Genomic DNA, 17,087 nt, shown 5'->3' on the forward strand with positions numbered 1-17,087 from the left:
AGAGGTGCGCAAGTGAAACCTTATCGGATCTTGGTAGTCGATGATTCGCCTTTTATGCGCAAGATTATTACCGATTTGATTGAACAGGACCCTGCCTTTTGGGTCGAAAGAACCGCTGCGAACGGCAGTGAGGCTTTGGAGCTGATTAAAGAGCTGTCGCCGGATCTGGTGACTATGGATATCGAGATGCCGGAGATGAATGGCCTTGAAGCTCTCCGCAGCATCATGAAGGAGCATCCGGTTCCGGTGATTATGCTCTCGGGCATTAACGAGCAGGGGATGCGCGAAACGATCATGGCGCTCGAGCTTGGCGCGTTTGACTTTATCCGGAAGCCTTCAATTTCAGCGGGCTCTCAGGGCATTGATGAGATCGGAAGGGTTCTTCGCCTTCAGATTCAGGCCGCGATGGCCAGCAGGCAGCGGCGCGCTGCACGCGAAGAGGCGCTGAAGAAGCAGGCGGAAGAGCCTTCGGCGCTTCCGCAGCCCCTGCCCGGAGCCGGCTTGGGAAAACCGGCTCCGGGCATAGCCGCGGCGGGGCGCAAAGCCTCCGCCGAGAGCAAGGCGCCGCCGCCGGGCGTCTGGAAGGAACCGGCGGGGCCGGTTCCGCCGAAGCGCGGCAAAGCGCCTGTGTCCCCTGCCGCAAAGCGGCCCCGTGAGCGGAAGGCCGCCCGGCCTTCCGCTTCGGAGGATGCGGCAGCAATAGCCGTGCCGCCGGCGGTTGCTCAGCCGCCGGCCGCAAACAACCCTAAGCCCGCGGCAGTCCCGGGCCGCTTTCAGCACATCGTGGCAGTGGGCTGCTCCACGGGCGGGCCGAAGGCGCTCAAGGTGCTGCTCGAATCGCTGCCGGGTAACTTTCCGGCGCCGATCGTCATTGTGCAGCATATGCCGCCCAGCTTTACCAAGTCGCTGGCCCAGCGTCTGAACAGCCTGAGCCCTTTGACGGTTGTAGAAGCCGAGCAGGGCATGGCGCTTGACAAGGGGACGGCCTACATTGCTCCCGGCGGCAAGCATACCCGGATTACGCAAGGGGAGGACGGCATCTGCCGCATCAGCCTGAGGAGCGATGAGCTGCGAAACGGGCACAGGCCATCTGTGGACGTTATGTATGAGTCATTGCTAACTTTAGAATCATTGCACATCCATGCGGTGCTCCTTACGGGCATGGGAAGTGACGGAGCCAAAGCGATGAAGCAGCTCTATGATCAGGGAGTAACGTCCACGATAGCGGAGAGCGAGGAGAGCTGCGTTGTTTATGGAATGCCTCGTTCAGCGGTAGAACTCGGCTGTGTGCATGATATTTTGCCGCTCCATGAAATTGCGCCGAAGCTTGCACAAATTGTGAAATAAGAACTGATCCCTTGGAGGAGGTGCCTCACCATGGACATGAATCAATATTTATCCATGTTTATTGATGAGTCTAACGATCACCTGCAGTCCTTGAATGAAAACATGCTGCAGCTGGAAGACAATCCGGAAGATATTGCAATCGTACAGGTTATATTCCGTTCTGCCCACACGCTAAAAGGCATGGCGGCAACGATGGGATTTGAAGATTTGGCATCATTGACGCACCAAATGGAGAATGTGCTCGATTTGGTGCGCAATGACAAGCTGAAAATGCAGGATTATATTTTCGACACGCTATTCAAGAGTCTGGATGCTCTGCAGTCGATGGTGCTGGACATTACGCAAGGCGGGGAAGGCAAGGCGGATGTTGCAGCTATCGTAGACTCGCTACAGGCCATTGTCCGTGGAGAGAAGCCGGGGGCGGGCAAGGCGGATTCCGCGGCTGCTTCGGGTTCTACCGGAGAAGCGCCCAAAACGGCGATCGAGCTGGACGAGTTTCAGCAATCCGTACTGGAGCAGTCCTTGGCGGAAGGCCATAAGGTCCATTATATTGAAGTTTCGATTCGTGAAGATTGTCAATTAAAAGCCGTGCGCGCCTATATGGTTTTTGATCTTCTTGAACGCTTCGGTGAGATTGTGAAGTCCTCGCCTACCGTTCAAGAGATCGAGCAGGAGAAATTCGATACCAGTTTTGCACTGTATTACATAACACAGAAAGATTCGGCGGATCTTGAAAGCATGATTATGAATGTTTCCGAAATCGCAACCGCCAAAGTGATTCCGGCGGGCCAGGAGTCGTTGGGACAGCTTACAGCTTCGGCGAGCAAGCAAGCGGCTGCTGCGTCTGAGGCGCCTGAAGCACCTGCCGCTGCTTCTTCAGCCGCTTCTGCCCCGGCGAAAGCAGCTGCGCCCAAAGGTTCGGCACAGGACAAAGCTCCTGCAAAGCGGCATGGTACAGGAACTCCCGTTCCTTCCCGTACCATTCGGGTTGACATTGAACGCCTTGACGCACTGATGAATTTGTTCAGCGAGCTGTTAATTGACCGGGTAAGGATGGAGCAGCTTGCGAGCGAGATTAAGCGCAGCGAGCTGACGGAAGCCGTTGAGCATATGGCCCGCGTCGGCAACGACCTGCAGAACATTGTGCTCAAGCTGCGAATGGTACCGGTAGATACTGTTTTTAACCGGTTTCCGAGAATGGTGCGTGATTTGTCCAAATCGCTCGACAAGAAAATTGATCTTGTCATTACAGGGGCCGAGACCGAGCTGGACCGGACGGTTATTGATGAAATCGGCGATCCGCTTGTGCATTTGCTTCGCAATGCCGTGGACCACGGGGTTGAAACCACTAGCGAACGTATCGCAGCCGGCAAGCCTGAAACGGGAACCATCAATCTGAAGGCTTTTCACAGCGGAAATCACGTGTTCATTGAAATCGTGGATGACGGTCATGGCATTGACCGGGAGAAGGTGGCCGCCAAGGCGATCAAGAACGGCATCCTGACCAAGGAACAGGCAAGCGGCATGAGCGATGACGAAATTGCTTTGCTGTTGTTTGCTCCCGGCTTCAGCACGGCGGAGAAAATTTCCGATATTTCCGGGCGCGGCGTCGGGCTGGATGTCGTGAAATCGAAGATTGAATCTCTGGGCGGGACCGTTCATGTGACCTCTACGCTCGGCCAAGGCTCCAAATTTTCGGTGCAGCTTCCGCTTACCTTGTCCATCATTTCGGCGATGCTGATCAAGGTAGGCGATGAAAAGTATGCAATCCCTCTCTCCTCCATCGTAGAAACCGGTTTGCTCAAGAGGTCGCAGATTCGTGAAGTTCACGGCTACAAAATGATTCCTTACCGTAATTCGAACATCCCGCTTCTGTCGCTAAAACAGATTTTCTCTATTCCCGGCTTTGATGAAGAAAGCGAAGAAGAATCGGAGATTGTCGTCATTCGCAAGGGAGACCGCATAGCCGCGCTGACCGTTGAGGACTTCATTGGACAGAGCGAGATTGTAATCAAGAACCTTGGCAAATATCTGCCTTCCATTCAGGGAGTTGCGGGGGGCACGATTCTTGGCGACGGCCAGGTCGCGCTGATTATTGATCCCAACGCTTTTATCAAATAGCTGGTCATAGATTGATTTAGGAACAGTCTTAAGAACAATTTAAGGAGGAGTTATCCATGGGACAGGAAATGAAAGTGATCGTGTTTAAGCTTGGTACAGAAGAATACGGGATCGACGTTGACAAAGTCCAAACGATCGAGCGGATGCTGCCGATTACCCGTGTACCTAAAACCTATGCTTTTGTTAAAGGGGTAGTGAATTTGCGGGGCGTGGTCATTCCTGTGATCGATCTTCGCGGCCGGTTTGGATTGCCGGAAACAGAACTTACCGATCAGACCCGGATCATTATCGTATCGGCCTCTGACATGGAGGTTGGCTTTATCGTGGATTCGGCGAATGACGTCATCGATCTGGATACCGATTCCATCGATACGCCTCCTGAAGTAGTGGGAGGAATCAAGGCCAAATATTTAGACGGTGTTGCCCGGATTTCGGAAGAGCGCCTTTTGATTATGCTTAATTTGTCCGAAGTTCTGAATAAAAGCGAAATCATTCAACTTGAAAGTATTGAGGGCTGATCTTGGTGGAACTTTTCAGAGGGTTTGCAGAATTTAAAATGGACGTGCTCAAAGAGGTCGGAAATATCGGCGCGGGCAACGCCGCTACCGCCCTTTCACGTTTGCTGGACAAACCTATCGATATGGCCGTTCCTAAAGTCCAGCTGCTTCCATTCGGGGAAATTGCCGATAGCGTAGGAGGCGCGGAGAATATTGTAGTCGCTGTTTTTTTTCGGGTGGAAGGCGATGTTCCGGGCAATCTGTTCTTTATTTTATCTCCGGAAGCTGCCAAGAAGCTGCTAGGCCGGCTGGCTGCGATTGAAATCGCGGAAGGCGACAGCTTCTCCGAGATGGAATGGTCGGCCATTTCCGAGATCGGCAATATACTCGCGGGCTCTTATCTGTCTTCGCTCGCGGATTTTACGCAGCTTTCTATGAGTCCTACCGTACCCGCCATTGCCATGGACATGGCCGGAGCAATTTTGAGCTATGGACTTTTGCAATTCGGGCAAATGGGGAATGACGCTCTTCTCATCGATACTACATTTATTGAGGGTAAGCATGAGGTGGAGGGGCAATTTTTCCTGATTCCGGATCCTGATTCTTTTGAGAAAATATTTACCGCTCTGGGAGTACCCACTGACTATGATTGATGAGCAGCATGTTGTAAAAGTTGGAATGGCGGAAATGGGAACGATTCGCTCACAGGGATTGATACGGACCACGGGACTTGGCTCCTGTGTGGGCCTCACCCTTTTTGATCCGAAGCTCAGACTTGCCGGAATGGTCCATGTGATGCTCCCTTCTTCCGATATTGCCAGGGAAGGCACTCTGAATGTGGCGAAATATGCGGACACGGCGGTGCCGGCTCTCTATGAGCAGCTTGTACAATCAGGTGCTTCTCCCGGTCGGCTTGTGGCCAAAATGGCCGGCGGATCTCAGATGTTTGCGTTCGCCGGCGGCGGAGATACGATGCGGATTGGCCCTCGAAACGTTGAGTCCTGCAAGGCTTGCCTCGAAGAATTGGGGATACCTCTAACGGGTGAAGATACCGGCGGAAGTTACGGCAGAACGATCGAACTAGATTGTGAAACGGGCATTTTATTCGTACGCAGTGTACAAATGGGGATAAAGGAATTGTAGCTATGGCAGGTAAAATACATTTTAACTGGTTGTTTGGCGGCATTGGTTTTATTCTGACGTTTATCGTTTCCTCAGCTCATAATTTATTGATGACTTCTTTAATCCGCAGCTTGATTGCCTTTGTAATCTGGTTTCTGCTCGCCTTTGCGATTCGGTGGATTATAAGTCTGCCGTTTACGAACCCGTCTTCCAAGGAGCAAGAGATTTCTCGGAAGCAGGGAGCCGAAGAAATCGGCAGCCGGGTTGATTTGACAACACCCGATGAAAGCGAGGCAATAAGCGATTTGCTAAAGCCCTCTGAACAAGCGAGTCCAGCCGATCAGGGGCCGGCAGTTTTTGAACCTTTGAATCCGCCGCGTCTGGTTAAAACGACCGACCGGAATCCTGAGGAGTTGGCCAAGGCTGTCCGTCACCTGACAGAAGAATAGAGAGGGTGAGGTTAAGTGAGTGAGCGAAAAAATTCTCCTCTCAGCTATGCCGATCTTTGGGAGAGCTGGAAGGAACAAGGAGACCTGGAGGCAAAAAAAGCGCTGATCGAGAAATATCTGAATATTGTGGATTATGTTTCCGGCCGTCTCGCCGTAGGTCTGCCAAGAAATATATCCAAGGACGATCTTTTTAGCAACGGTGTTATGGGGCTTATTGACGCCGTGGAGAAATTTGACTACAAAAGAGGCCTTCAGTTTGAAACTTATGCCTCATGGAGAGTCAGAGGCGCTATTCTGGACGGTCTTCGCCAAGGGGACTGGGTTCCCCGTTCCGTCCGTGAGAAAGCCAAAAAAATTGAAGAAGGGTACCAAAAGCTGGAGCAAAAGTATTTGCGTACTGTAACCGATGAGGAAATGAGTCTTTATCTGAACGTTTCGGAGAAAGAATTCCAGCAGATGCTTCAGGAAGTTGCGGTTATGACTCTCTGCTCATTGGAAGATCCGATCCGGGAGGAAGAATCCGAGACACGGATGTCCATGCTGATTGATGATAAAGCCAAAAATCCCGATTATAAAGTTCGTGAATTTTATTTGCGTGAATCATTAACTAAAGGAATCGAGAAGCTGACGGAGAAAGAACGTACCGTTGTCTCATTATTATATTATGAAGATCTATCGCTTAGTGAAATTGCCGAGGTCATGTCTTTGTCTCCATCGCGTATTTCACAACTCCATTCCAAAGCAATTTTGCGTCTTCGAGCCACACTGGAGAAAAATCGAAATTTATTAATGCAGGAGGATTAGAAGCAGCGCTCATAGCGGGTTCCTGGGAGGAGAAATGATTGATGAAGCAGCCGGAAGCTCTTGAAAAACTAGTACGCATTACAGTTTCAGAAGACAAAATGGTCGCTTATCTCGAATTTGAAAAGACGGATGATGACTTTGGCTGCAGTGAAGAGCAGCTCTTGCGTTATTTGAAAGCTAATGGGATCAAATACGGCATTCAGCAAGATACCGTTCGGCGATTTGCCCAGAATCCGATCGAATACGCCCGCAGCCGAACTCCGATCGCTTACGGCGAGAAGCCCGAGCACGGGCGGGACGGCAAGATCGTACTCGCTTTCGACTTGAACAATAAAGGGCCGCATCCCCGGGAGACCGAGGACGGCAAAGTAGATTATAAAGACATTACCCGTTTGAACAACGTAAAAAAAGGACAGCTCATTGCAACCCGTGAACCGGCGCTGCCGGGCCGATCGGGAACAGCTGTCACAGGCCAGGAAATTCCATGCAAGGCGGGCAAGGAAGCGCGGTTTAAAGTCGGTAAAAATGTTATAGTCATCGGTGAAGAAACGGCGATGTATGCAGCCATTGACGGGCTCGTGACGGTCACGGACAAAGGCAAGCTCAATGTGTTTCCCGTTTATGAGATTAATGGCAATGTGGACTACAGCATTGGAAATATCAATTTTGTCGGCACCGTCATTATCCGGGGCCAAGTCCTTACGGGGTTTAAAATAATGGCAGCCGGCGATATTCGGGTAACCGGCGGAGTAGAAGGCGCCTCGCTGGAAGCCGGAGGCTCGATTGAAATTATGGGTGGAATTATCGGCTACAATAAAGGTCTGGTGAAGGCCGGCTGCAATGTGAAAAGCTCGTTTATTCAGGATGGCAACGTGGAGGCCGGAGCCGATGTTATCGTCTCCCAAAGCATTATGCATTCCAGTGTCAGGGCAGGTAAAGACGTCTTGTGCAATGGAGCCAAGGGGCTGATCGTGGGCGGTCACGTTCAGGCCGGAGAAACCGTTACGGCAAGAACCATCGGGAATCCGATGTCTACGGCAACCGTGATTGAAGTCGGCGTTCTGCCGGAGCTTCGCAATGAGCTTGCCACGCTTAGAACGCATCTCAAGGAGATGATGAGCGGCCTGGATAAAACGGAAAAAGCGCTTGTGCTGATGGACCAGCTTGCCTCGCAAGGAAAGCTTTCCCAAGACAAACTGGCGATGAGATCGAGACTAACGCTTTCGAAGAAATCGTCCTTAAGAGAACTGGATACGATGAAGGAGCGCATTCTCGAAATTGAGAAGACGCTGGAGGACACGGGAAAGGCCAAGGTAAAGGTCATTAAAACCATTTACGGCGGCTCTAAGATAGTAATCGGAAGATACACGAGATTTATTAAGGATCCGGTGTCTCACATTTCTTTTTATTATAGTGAAGGAGACATCTCTATGTCGGCTTATGTATAGCAGAAAGCATGGAGATCGTTTAGATTCGGAGCTAATCACCAGAGGCGTATTCAACTTCTGCCTGAAATGGGGGGAACCCGGATGGATTTAAAACCGGTTGAATTACAAATTGCGGTACCGCGTACAAGCGAAGCCAGCCGTATTCATCAGGACCAACAATCCAGGCCGCAGCTGGACCAGCAGCAATTGGCCGGACAGAACATCAGAAGCAGCGAACAGCAAAGGATGCGGAGCAATCAGGTTGACGAGTCTTCCCAACCCGAAGTAAGGGAGGAAGCGAAGCAATCCTCTTCTGGCAATCAGGGTCATCAGCGTGGGGGCCGCCGTCAGGAGCGGTCCGACCATCCGAATCAAAGCCACCCGGCAGAACATCCGTTCAAAGGGAAGCATATCGATTTTTCTTTATAAATTTTGAACTTTAAAAGGTGAGTATATTGTCTTGGAGCCCTTGGGTCTATATTGTTTTGCTTGGTATTGCCGCTATTCTTTATGCATGGATCATGCCGGAGCGGAAGCAGCCTGGAAGAGCAGGCAACGGGACCATCGATGAAGTTGAAATGACGCTTGAGCAGTACATGGCAGAAATGGAGCGGGACAATCAGGAAATCGTGAATCTGGTGGGACAAATGAAGCAGGAAACCGTCTCGAAGCAGCTTTCCCAGCAGGAGCAGATAGGCGAGCTAAGACAGCGGCTGCTTGATTACGAGCGCCGGACGGTCTTGCTTGAGGAGCGCCTGCAGCAGCTTGAAAACACTGATTTCAAAACGGCCGGATCTCTGGGGCCGGAAACGTTGCCTGTACCATCCCAGCAAGTGCCAGTTGATGTTATAGAAGAAGAACCCGCACCGTTGGCTTCCAGGGTACGTGACCGATATCCGGAGCTGTTCTCGCTTTATGACGAAGGCAAATCCATCGATATAGTAGCCAAATCCGTCGGGATCGCCCGCGGTGAAGTTCAGCTTATTTTGCAGCTGGCGAAGAGGGAGGAATCCCTGTGATACGTAATCGTCATTTCATGAGAGGCCTTGGGGCGGGACTGATCGTCGGGGCGCTGCTGCTTCAGGTCATGAATGTTTCGCTCGATACGGGGCCAAAAAGCCTGTACTCGGAGGAACAGGTCCGTGAGGCTGCAGGAGAGCTGGGGCTGAAAGTATATGACGGCTCGCAGCAGGTATACACGGAGCAGGAATGGAAGAAGAAGAGCGAAACGGGCGTGAAGACGGAGGGGGCTGCTCAGAAACCGGCGCCTGCAACGAAACCGAAGACTGCTGCGCAACCTTCTGGTCCGAGCAGTCCGGCCGAGACGTCAAAACCGGCTGCGAAATCTGCGAACGCACCTTCGGCAGTTGTATCGCCATCCGTGAATCAAGGGAAGAGCACTGGAACTTCAGGGAGTACAGGCTTGCCCCAAGCAAAGTTCAAAATCCAGATCGCGCCTGGGGCTACCTTGACTGAAGTTGGGACAAGCCTTGAAGATGCGGGCGTCATTTCAGACAAGACGGCATTTATCCAGAAGGCCAAAGCCAAAAAAGCGACCAAAATCATCCAGCCCGGCACCTATTTGTTTGCTAAAGGTGAATCGTTCGACAGCATCGTTGCCCAGATCACGGCCCAATAGCGATTATTTTCAGGAGTTGCATCGGCTTGAGTCTTATGATATATTAACTGATGGTGTTAAAACACACGCTTGGCGGATTTCGTGAAGGGTGCTTTCCGAAAGGAAAAGGGGAGTCTTGACGAAAAATGACGCAGGCGGAGGAGCATCAAATAAAACCAAACTAGGAGGTGCGTGAAGATGGCAGTAATCTCCATGAAACAACTGCTTGAAGCAGGTGTTCATTTCGGTCACCAGACTCGTCGCTGGAACCCGAAAATGGATCGTTATATCTTCACTGAAAGAAACGGTATTTATATCATTGACCTGCAAAAGACGGTCAAGAAAGTTGAAGAAGCTTACAACTTCGTCAAGAGTATTTCTGAAGAGAACGGTACAATCCTTTTCGTCGGCACCAAGAAGCAAGCTCAAGATTCCGTTAAGGAAGAAGCTGAGCGCGCTGGACAATTCTACATCAACCAACGCTGGTTGGGTGGAACGCTCACTAACTTCCAAACTATTCAAAAGCGTATTGACCGCCTGAAAACTTTGGAAGCTTGGGAAGAGGACGGCACTTTTGGTGTGCTGCCTAAGAAAGAAGTTATTCTTCTCCGCAAAGAGAAAGAGCGTCTTGAGAAATTCCTCGGCGGTATCAAGAACATGAAAGGCTTGCCAAGCGCATTGTTCGTTATCGATCCGCGCAAAGAGCGCATCGCTGTTGCGGAAGCGCGCAAACTGGGCATCCCTATCGTGGGTATCGTAGATACAAACTGCGATCCGGACGAAATCGACTATGTCATTCCGGGCAACGACGACGCAATCCGCGCTGTCAAACTGCTTACCGGCAAAATGGCTGATGCTGTAATCGAAGCGAATCAAGGCGAGCAAACGACTGCTTAATTCGAGGCCAGTCTACAACGCATAAATTAAATGAAAAGGGTGGTTGGTAGGTGCAAAAACCTCTCACTACCCTTTTTTTAAAGCGAAAAACTTATAAACCATATATGGAGGGAATCAACAATGGCAGTTGACGCAAAAGCGGTAAAAGAACTTCGTGAGAAGACAGGCGCAGGGATGCTGGATTGCAAAAAAGCTCTGGAGGAAGCAAACGGTGATTTGACCAAAGCGGCCGAAATCCTTCGTGAGAAAGGTTTGGCAGCTGCAGCTAACAAAGCTGGCCGTGTTGCGACTGAAGGTGTTGTAGAATCCTACATACACGCTGGCGGACGCATCGGTGTACTTGTTGAAATCAACTGTGAAACCGACTTCGTGGCCAAGACGGATCAATTCAAAGAATTTGCCCGCGACATCGCGATGCACATCGCAGCTGTAAGCCCTAAATACGTTCGCCGCGAAGAAGTGCCTGCAGATGAAATCGAGAAGGAAAAAGAAATTCTGAAAGCACAAGCGCTGAACGAAGGCAAACCGGAGAAAATTGTTGAAAAAATGGTTGAAGGCCGAATCGGCAAATACTATGAAGAAATCTGCTTGCTCGACCAGCAATTCGTTAAAGATCCGGACAAAACAGTTGCGACGCTGCTGAATGAAAAAATCAGCACGATCGGAGAAAACATCTCCATCCGCCGCTTCGTTCGTTATGAGCTGGGTGAAGGTCTGGAGAAGAAAGTGGACAACTTCGTAGAAGAAGTAATGGCGCAAGTAAAACAATAATCGAGGCCGGAAATTCAGCGTTTCTAGCCAAACTATTTGATGGAACACACCGTGTTCCTTCTTTTTTAGAAGGTTAGGTTCTGCAAGTTTTAAGGGTCCCCGTGAAGCAATCGGCACAAGCTTTTTAGACTGGCAGCGCTTCGCGGGGATATATTAACCAGTGACGGCTCGCTTAGGGCGGTCTTTCGAAAGTGGAGGGTTTGCATTGGAACAGCCTATATTTAAACGCGTTATTTTAAAAGTTAGCGGTGAGTCGCTCGCCGGGCAAAACGGATACGGTATTGACGCAGAAACCATTTCATCCATTGCGCAACAGGTCAAAGATGTGGTAGAGCTTGGCGTTCAGGTTGCTATCGTATGCGGCGGGGGCAATATTTGGCGTGGTATTGCAGGAAGCGCCAAAGGTATCGACCGCGCTACGGCGGATTATATGGGCATGCTTGCCACTCTGATGAACTCGCTCGCTCTGCAGGATGCGCTGGAGCAAATCGATGTGCCTACGCGCGTGCAAACATCGATTGCGATGCAGCAGATCGCCGAGCCTTATATCCGCCGCCGGGCGATCCGACATCTGGAGAAAGGGCGTGTCGTGATCTTTGCGGCGGGGACGGGCAATCCGTTCTTCTCCACGGATACGACTGCTGCTCTTCGCGCTGCCGAGATCGAAGCGGAAGTGATTCTGATGGCGAAGAATAAAGTGGACGGAGTATATTCCGCTGACCCATTCGTCGATCCAACCGCAGAGAAATATGAGCAGCTCACTTATCTGGAAGTGCTGAACAAAAACCTGGGAGTCATGGACTCCACAGCATCGTCTCTTTGCATGGACAATAATATCCCGCTTATCGTGTTTGCGATTACGGAGCAGGGGAACATCAAGCGCGTTGTTCTCGGAGAGAAAATCGGAACGATTGTAAAAGGGAGTGTAGATTAATGCCGCAATCGATTAAGAAGAACGCTGAAGAGCGTATGGAAAAAGCGATTCAGGCACTGAAGAGAGATCTGCTGACGCTTCGCGCAGGCAGAGCGACTCCGTCACTGCTTGACCGGATTCAAGTAGACTACTATGGAGCTCCAACTCCGGTAAACCAGCTTGCCAACATCAATACTCCTGATTCGCGTACGCTGTTGATTCAGCCTTGGGATAAATCTTCTCTGGCTGAAATCGAAAGAGCAATTATGAAATCGGACCTTGGTCTGACACCGGCGAATGACGGAACCACCATCCGGCTCACGATTCCTGCTTTGACGGAAGAACGCCGGGTAGAACTGGTGAAGACTACCAAGAAGTATGGAGAAGAAGCCAAGGTGGCCATTCGCAACATCCGCCGCGATGCCAATGACGAAATCAAGAAACTGGAAAAAACGGATTTGTCGGAAGATGAGTCGCGTCGTCATCAAGAGGACATCCAGAAGAGTACGGATAAATTTGTCGCGGAAGTAGATAAAGTGCTCGCAGCGAAAGAAAAAGAAATCATGGAAGTGTAAGAGACGAAGCGGCCCCTCCTAATATGGTGGGGTTTTGTCTCTTTTTCAAATATAAGAACGGCTGCCAGCCTAAAGGATGGCTGGACGTTTCTACTTGTCACCGCATGGAGGATAACAATGATCAGACTATTTCGGCCTAGGTGGAAGCAAGATCGTAAGGACCTGCAGCAGAGCGTTAGCTTGCAGAAGGATAACATCCCGCAGCATGTAGCCGTGATCATGGACGGCAACGGCCGATGGGCCAACCGGAGGGGAATGCCGCGAGTACTAGGACATCAGAACGGGATGAAAGCTGTCAAGCGCACCACGATTGCGGCAGACGAGCTTGGCATCCGGTACTTGACGCTGTATGCATTTTCAACGGAAAATTGGAAACGGCCCAAGGATGAGGTCGACTATTTGATGAAGATCCCGCAGGAATTTCTGGCGATCGAGCTTGATGAGCTCGTGGAGAAGAATGTCCAGGTCCGAATGATGGGTTACACCGACGGTCTGCCCAAGCATACGATTGCGGCGATGGAAGAAGCGGTAAGACGGACGGAGAACAATACCGGTCTTGTCCTGAACTTTGCCCTTAATTACGGAAGCCGCAGGGAAATTACCGATGTCGTGAAGAAGGCGATTGATGAAATCGGCGCTGGCCGTTTTTCAGAGCAGGATATTACCGAGGACTGGGTCTCCTCAAAGCTGATGACTGCCGGTTTGCCTGATCCCGATCTGCTGATACGTACGGGCGGCGAGCTTCGCCTGAGCAACTTCATGTTGTGGCAGATGGCATACGGTGAGCTGTGGTTCACCGATGTATACTGGCCGGAGTTTGGAAGAGAGCAGTTGCTTGAGGCAGTGGCGGAATACCAAAGACGCACGCGCAGATATGGAGGATTATCCTAGCGGACGGAGGAACAAGTTTGAAACAGCGATTAATTACAGGAATTATAGCAGGCGCATTCTTTCTCGGCTTGTGTCTGATTGGAGGAACGCCTTTCGGGCTGCTTGCCCTGCTCATGGCTCTCATCGGATATTATGAATTTGTCAAAATGACGGGAGTATCCCCGTTCGGATTTGCCCCGCTGATCGGTTACGCAGGCGTGTTTTTGTTTTTCCTGCCGTGGGGTTCCTTAAGTCTTCCTTTGGATTGGAATACAAGCTCGCTCATTTGGCTTCTGATGCTGATATTTGCGGGCGTTACGGTATTCAGCAAAAACCGCTTTACGATCAAGGATGCCTCCCTGCTCTTTCTTGGAGCGGTATATGTCGGAGTCGGTTTTTCTTCCATAGCCAGCCTCAGGGATTCAGCGGACGGTCACGGTCTGTTCTGGACGTTTTTGCTGCTCTCGTCGATTTGGGCCAGCGATGCAGGCGCTTATTTTGTAGGCAAGGCGATCGGTAAGAATAAGCTGTGGCCGGCCATCAGTCCGAACAAAACCGTAGAAGGGGCGCTTGGCGGAGTTGCGATTGCCATCCTAACGGCCATTGTTTTTGCTTTATGTTCAGGAGGGCTGCTGTCCGTTCCGAGAGCGGTTCTGATCGGCGCCTGCGCGGCTGTCGTGGGACAAATCGGCGATTTGATACAATCCGCCTACAAGCGTGTGTACGGACTCAAAGATTCAGGCAACCTCCTGCCCGGGCATGGCGGCATTCTGGACCGATGCGACAGCTGGATTGCCGTATTTCCTTTTGTCCATCTGCTGATGCTGCTGCCTTTATAACGTTTTGCTAACCTAAAGCATACGTCAAACGGATACATAAACAAATTCATAAAGCAGAGGTTATATGATGAAAAAGATTACGATACTCGGCTCGACCGGCTCGATCGGGACCCAGACGCTGGATGTTGTTGCGAACCACCAAGGCCGGTTTCAGGTGGAAGGGCTGGCTGCGGGATCGAATATCCGGCTGCTGCTGGAGCAGATTGAACAATTCGGGCCGAAGAAAGTGTCTGTCGGAACAGCACGCTTGGCTGAGGAGATAAAGCCGCATCTGCCGGCCGGAACCGAGCTTTTCTATGGCGAGGAAGGCTTGGTGGAAGTTGCGGCCGGAACGGATGCGGATATGGTCATTACGGCGGTAATGGGCAGTGTCGGGCTTCGTTCAACGCTTGCAGCTATTGAAGAAGGAAAACAAATCGGGCTTGCGAACAAGGAGACGCTTGTAACCGCGGGACACCTTGTGATGGACCTGGCCCGTCAGAAGGGCGTTTCCATTCTGCCGGTTGACAGCGAGCATTCGGCTGTGTTTCAATGCCTGAACGGCGAACATGTCCGGGAGGTTTCCCGGATCACGTTGACCGCCTCAGGAGGTTCTTTCCGCGATCTGTCGCGCGACCAGCTGTCGCAGGTGACCGTGGAGGACGCCTTAAAGCATCCTAATTGGTCCATGGGTTCCAAGATTACGATTGATTCTGCAACCATGGTGAACAAAGGGCTTGAAGTGATAGAAGCCCACTGGCTGTTTGGCATGCCGTACGAACAGATCGGCGTGCTGCTGCATCCGGAAAGCATCGTTCACTCCTATGTTGAATTCGTTGACGGCAGCGTGATTGCCCAACTTGGAACGCCGGATATGCGGGTTCCCATCCAGTATGCCCTTACTTATCCGGAGCGCTGGACATCCCCGGGGAAAAGGCTGTCGCTGGCCAGCGTCGGAAAGCTTCATTTCCGTGAAATGGACTTTGGCCGCTTCCCGTGTTTAAGACTTGCCTTCGAATGTGGTAAAATAGGAGGAACAGCGACGACGGCTTATAACGCTGCCAATGAAATTGCCGTTTCCCGTTTTTTGAATAAAGAAATCTCTTTCCTGCACATCGAAACCATCATTGAAAAGGTTCTTGAACGGCATGAGGTTATAAAAGGTCCGGATTTGGATGCGATCGAGGCTGCGGACGCCTGGGCCCGAGAAACGGCAAGAACCCTGTAACCAGCAAGCCTGCGTTATGCCTGATCAGCCCATTCGAAGGCCCGTAAGCCATTTTCTCCGGAAGCGATCATCCGTTTGGACAGCAATGAAGGTATATCTATGCTGAAAGATTGATAAACTTTTATAGACTAAGAGCAGTTTGCCGGCTGTTAAACCAAAATGAATGGTTGTTTTGAGAACTAGAAGGGAACGAGACCCGAAGGAGGATGCTTTCGATTGGAAATGCTGCAGATCATTATTATGACGGTGCTGATGTTCTTTCTCATCGTAACCGTCCACGAATGGGGACACTATTATTTTGCCAAACGTGCGGGGATCCTCGTACGGGAGTTTGCGATCGGGTTCGGTCCCAAGCTTTTTTCCTACAAGCACAATGAGACTCAGTTTACCTTAAGGATGCTGCCGTTCGGCGGCTATGCGCGTATGGCGGGCGAGGATCCCGAGCTGATTGAGGTCCAGACCGGACAGACCGTCGCGGTTCGCCTGACCGGTGATGAAGTCACGAAGATTTACCTTGACCGTCTTGACACCCGCAAAAATGTAATTCGCGGTGAAGTCGTATCCGTTGATCTCGAGCAGAAGCTCTTTATTGAACTTGATGTCGACGGGGAGAAGCAAGCCTTTCCGGTTCATAGACAAGCTATGTTGACGGCCAAGGGCAAGGATACGCAAATTGCGCCGAAAGACCGGCAGTACGGCAGCAAAACGGTTGGCCAGCGGGCGCTCGCTATTTTTGCGGGTCCGCTTATGAACTTTGTACTGGCGTTTGTGCTGTTTGCGCTGCATATCCAAATGGCGGGGATTCCGCTGGATCCGACGCATCTTGAAATCGGAGAAGTGTCCAAAGGAATGCCGGCCGCGGAAACCGGTCTTAAGAGAGGCGATATCATAGAAAGCATTAACGGAGTGGCCATCGGCACCGATGGGGAGAAGATGATTAACATGATCAGTGAATCGCAGGATAAGCAGATGACCTGGAAAATCCGCCGCGGTGATCAGCAGCTCGAAGTGAAAATCACGCCCCGGGCGATAGAAGGACAAGAAGGCGGCAAGGTAGGCACCTCCATTGTCTACTATCAGCCAACACGAAGCGCCGGCTTCGGCGAAACGCTGACCAAGTCCGGCGAGGCAATGGCGAATACGACGCAGGCGATCTTCCTTGGCTTCAAACAGCTGATTAACAAATTCTCTATGGACGATTTGGGCGGACCTGTCCGTACGTTTGAGTTAACCGGACAAATTGCCAAGCAGGGAATCGCCCAGCTCACGCAATGGGCGGCGATTCTCAGCCTGTATCTTGGCATATTCAATCTGCTGCCGATTCCTGCGCTCGACGGTAGCAGACTCATTTTCCTGGGCGTTGAAGCGCTTCGCGGGAAACCGATCGATCCAAACCGGGAAGGCATGGTTCATTTTATCGGGTTCGCCATGCTGTTCCTTTTGATGATCGCTGTAACCTACAACGATATTTTGCGATTGATTAGCGGTTAATCCGCATTCTTCGGGGATTGCAGACAAATTAGAAGATGCTGCATCAGCAAGCAGCCAAACTGAAGGGCTTCCGGCAACATACTGCCTTAAGGCGATACCAAGGCAAGGGGCCGGAGGCTCTTCGTTTCTTGCAGCTTGC

Annotated in this window: 19 protein-coding genes; all 19 read left to right on the forward strand. The window is 51.2% G+C overall.

Annotated features, from left to right (window positions below; all coding sequences use genetic code 11):
• Positions 1 to 12 precede the first annotated feature (12 nt).
• The 19 genes from K7397_RS04740 to rseP all read left to right on the forward strand — a co-directional run bounded on the left by K7397_RS04740 (position 13) and on the right by rseP (position 16,948).
• Positions 13 to 1,347 carry a protein-glutamate methylesterase/protein-glutamine glutaminase gene (locus tag K7397_RS04740; RefSeq protein ID WP_223066791.1) on the forward strand — a complete coding sequence of 445 codons (1,335 nt, stop codon included), beginning with the start codon at positions 13 to 15 and terminating at the stop codon, positions 1,345 to 1,347.
• Positions 1,348 to 1,377: 30 nt separating this feature from the next.
• A complete protein-coding gene (locus tag K7397_RS04745) occupies positions 1,378 to 3,468 on the forward strand; it encodes a chemotaxis protein CheA (RefSeq protein WP_223066792.1) in 2,091 nt (696 codons plus the stop codon).
• 56 nt (positions 3,469 to 3,524) lie between these two features.
• Entirely contained in the window at positions 3,525 to 3,986 is a 462-nt protein-coding gene (locus K7397_RS04750) for a chemotaxis protein CheW (RefSeq protein WP_223066793.1), read from the forward strand.
• A gap of 38 nt (positions 3,987 to 4,024) precedes the next feature.
• Positions 4,025 to 4,618, forward strand: a complete 594-nt coding sequence (locus K7397_RS04755) for a chemotaxis protein CheC (protein WP_223066850.1) — start codon at positions 4,025 to 4,027, stop codon at positions 4,616 to 4,618.
• Positions 4,611 to 5,108 (forward strand): chemotaxis protein CheD, encoded by a 498-nt coding sequence (locus K7397_RS04760; protein ID WP_223066794.1) that lies wholly within the window; start codon positions 4,611 to 4,613, stop codon positions 5,106 to 5,108. Before K7397_RS04755 ends, K7397_RS04760 begins: the two co-directional genes overlap by 8 nt.
• 2 nt (positions 5,109 to 5,110) lie before the next feature.
• A complete protein-coding gene (locus K7397_RS04765) occupies positions 5,111 to 5,536 on the forward strand; it encodes a hypothetical protein (protein ID WP_223066795.1) in 426 nt (141 codons plus the stop codon).
• A gap of 15 nt (positions 5,537 to 5,551) precedes the next feature.
• On the forward strand, positions 5,552 to 6,340 hold the full coding sequence (locus tag K7397_RS04770; RefSeq protein ID WP_223066796.1) for a FliA/WhiG family RNA polymerase sigma factor: 789 nt from the start codon (positions 5,552 to 5,554) through the stop codon (positions 6,338 to 6,340).
• A gap of 41 nt (positions 6,341 to 6,381) precedes the next feature.
• Positions 6,382 to 7,788 (forward strand): DUF342 domain-containing protein, encoded by a 1,407-nt coding sequence (locus K7397_RS04775; protein WP_223066797.1) that lies wholly within the window; start codon positions 6,382 to 6,384, stop codon positions 7,786 to 7,788.
• Positions 7,789 to 7,869: 81 nt separating this feature from the next.
• Positions 7,870 to 8,196: a hypothetical protein gene (locus tag K7397_RS04780; protein WP_223066798.1), complete on the forward strand. Its 327-nt coding sequence runs from the start codon at positions 7,870 to 7,872 to the stop codon at positions 8,194 to 8,196.
• Positions 8,197 to 8,222: 26 nt separating this feature from the next.
• Positions 8,223 to 8,786, forward strand: coding sequence for a hypothetical protein (locus K7397_RS04785; RefSeq protein ID WP_223066799.1), 564 nt, complete (start codon positions 8,223 to 8,225; stop codon positions 8,784 to 8,786).
• Positions 8,783 to 9,406, forward strand: coding sequence for an endolytic transglycosylase MltG (locus K7397_RS04790; protein ID WP_223066800.1), 624 nt, complete (start codon positions 8,783 to 8,785; stop codon positions 9,404 to 9,406). Before K7397_RS04785 ends, K7397_RS04790 begins: the two co-directional genes overlap by 4 nt.
• Positions 9,407 to 9,583: 177 nt before the next feature.
• Positions 9,584 to 10,282: a 30S ribosomal protein S2 gene (gene rpsB / locus K7397_RS04795; protein WP_223066801.1), complete on the forward strand. Its 699-nt coding sequence runs from the start codon at positions 9,584 to 9,586 to the stop codon at positions 10,280 to 10,282.
• A 120-nt stretch (positions 10,283 to 10,402) separates the two neighbouring features.
• Positions 10,403 to 11,053: a translation elongation factor Ts gene (tsf, locus tag K7397_RS04800; RefSeq protein WP_223066802.1), complete on the forward strand. Its 651-nt coding sequence runs from the start codon at positions 10,403 to 10,405 to the stop codon at positions 11,051 to 11,053.
• Positions 11,054 to 11,258: 205 nt separating this feature from the next.
• Positions 11,259 to 11,987 (forward strand): UMP kinase, encoded by a 729-nt coding sequence (gene pyrH, locus K7397_RS04805; protein WP_223066803.1) that lies wholly within the window; start codon positions 11,259 to 11,261, stop codon positions 11,985 to 11,987.
• Complete coding sequence (frr, locus tag K7397_RS04810; protein ID WP_223066804.1) at positions 11,987 to 12,541, forward strand: ribosome recycling factor; 555 nt, start codon at positions 11,987 to 11,989, stop codon at positions 12,539 to 12,541. Before pyrH ends, frr begins: the two co-directional genes overlap by 1 nt.
• A gap of 117 nt (positions 12,542 to 12,658) precedes the next feature.
• Positions 12,659 to 13,432, forward strand: a complete 774-nt coding sequence (locus tag K7397_RS04815; protein WP_223066805.1) for an isoprenyl transferase — start codon at positions 12,659 to 12,661, stop codon at positions 13,430 to 13,432.
• A gap of 17 nt (positions 13,433 to 13,449) precedes the next feature.
• On the forward strand, positions 13,450 to 14,250 hold the full coding sequence (locus K7397_RS04820; protein ID WP_223066806.1) for a phosphatidate cytidylyltransferase: 801 nt from the start codon (positions 13,450 to 13,452) through the stop codon (positions 14,248 to 14,250).
• Between the two features lie 67 nt (positions 14,251 to 14,317).
• Positions 14,318 to 15,457, forward strand: a complete 1,140-nt coding sequence (locus K7397_RS04825) for a 1-deoxy-D-xylulose-5-phosphate reductoisomerase (RefSeq protein WP_223066851.1) — start codon at positions 14,318 to 14,320, stop codon at positions 15,455 to 15,457.
• Positions 15,458 to 15,673: 216 nt separating this feature from the next.
• Entirely contained in the window at positions 15,674 to 16,948 is a 1,275-nt protein-coding gene (gene rseP / locus K7397_RS04830; protein WP_223066807.1) for an RIP metalloprotease RseP, read from the forward strand.
• The last annotated feature ends 139 nt before the right edge of the window (positions 16,949 to 17,087 follow it).

The organism is Paenibacillus caui, from assembly GCF_019904135.1.
GTDB classification, from domain to species: Bacteria; Bacillota; Bacilli; order Paenibacillales; family Paenibacillaceae; genus Fontibacillus; species Fontibacillus caui.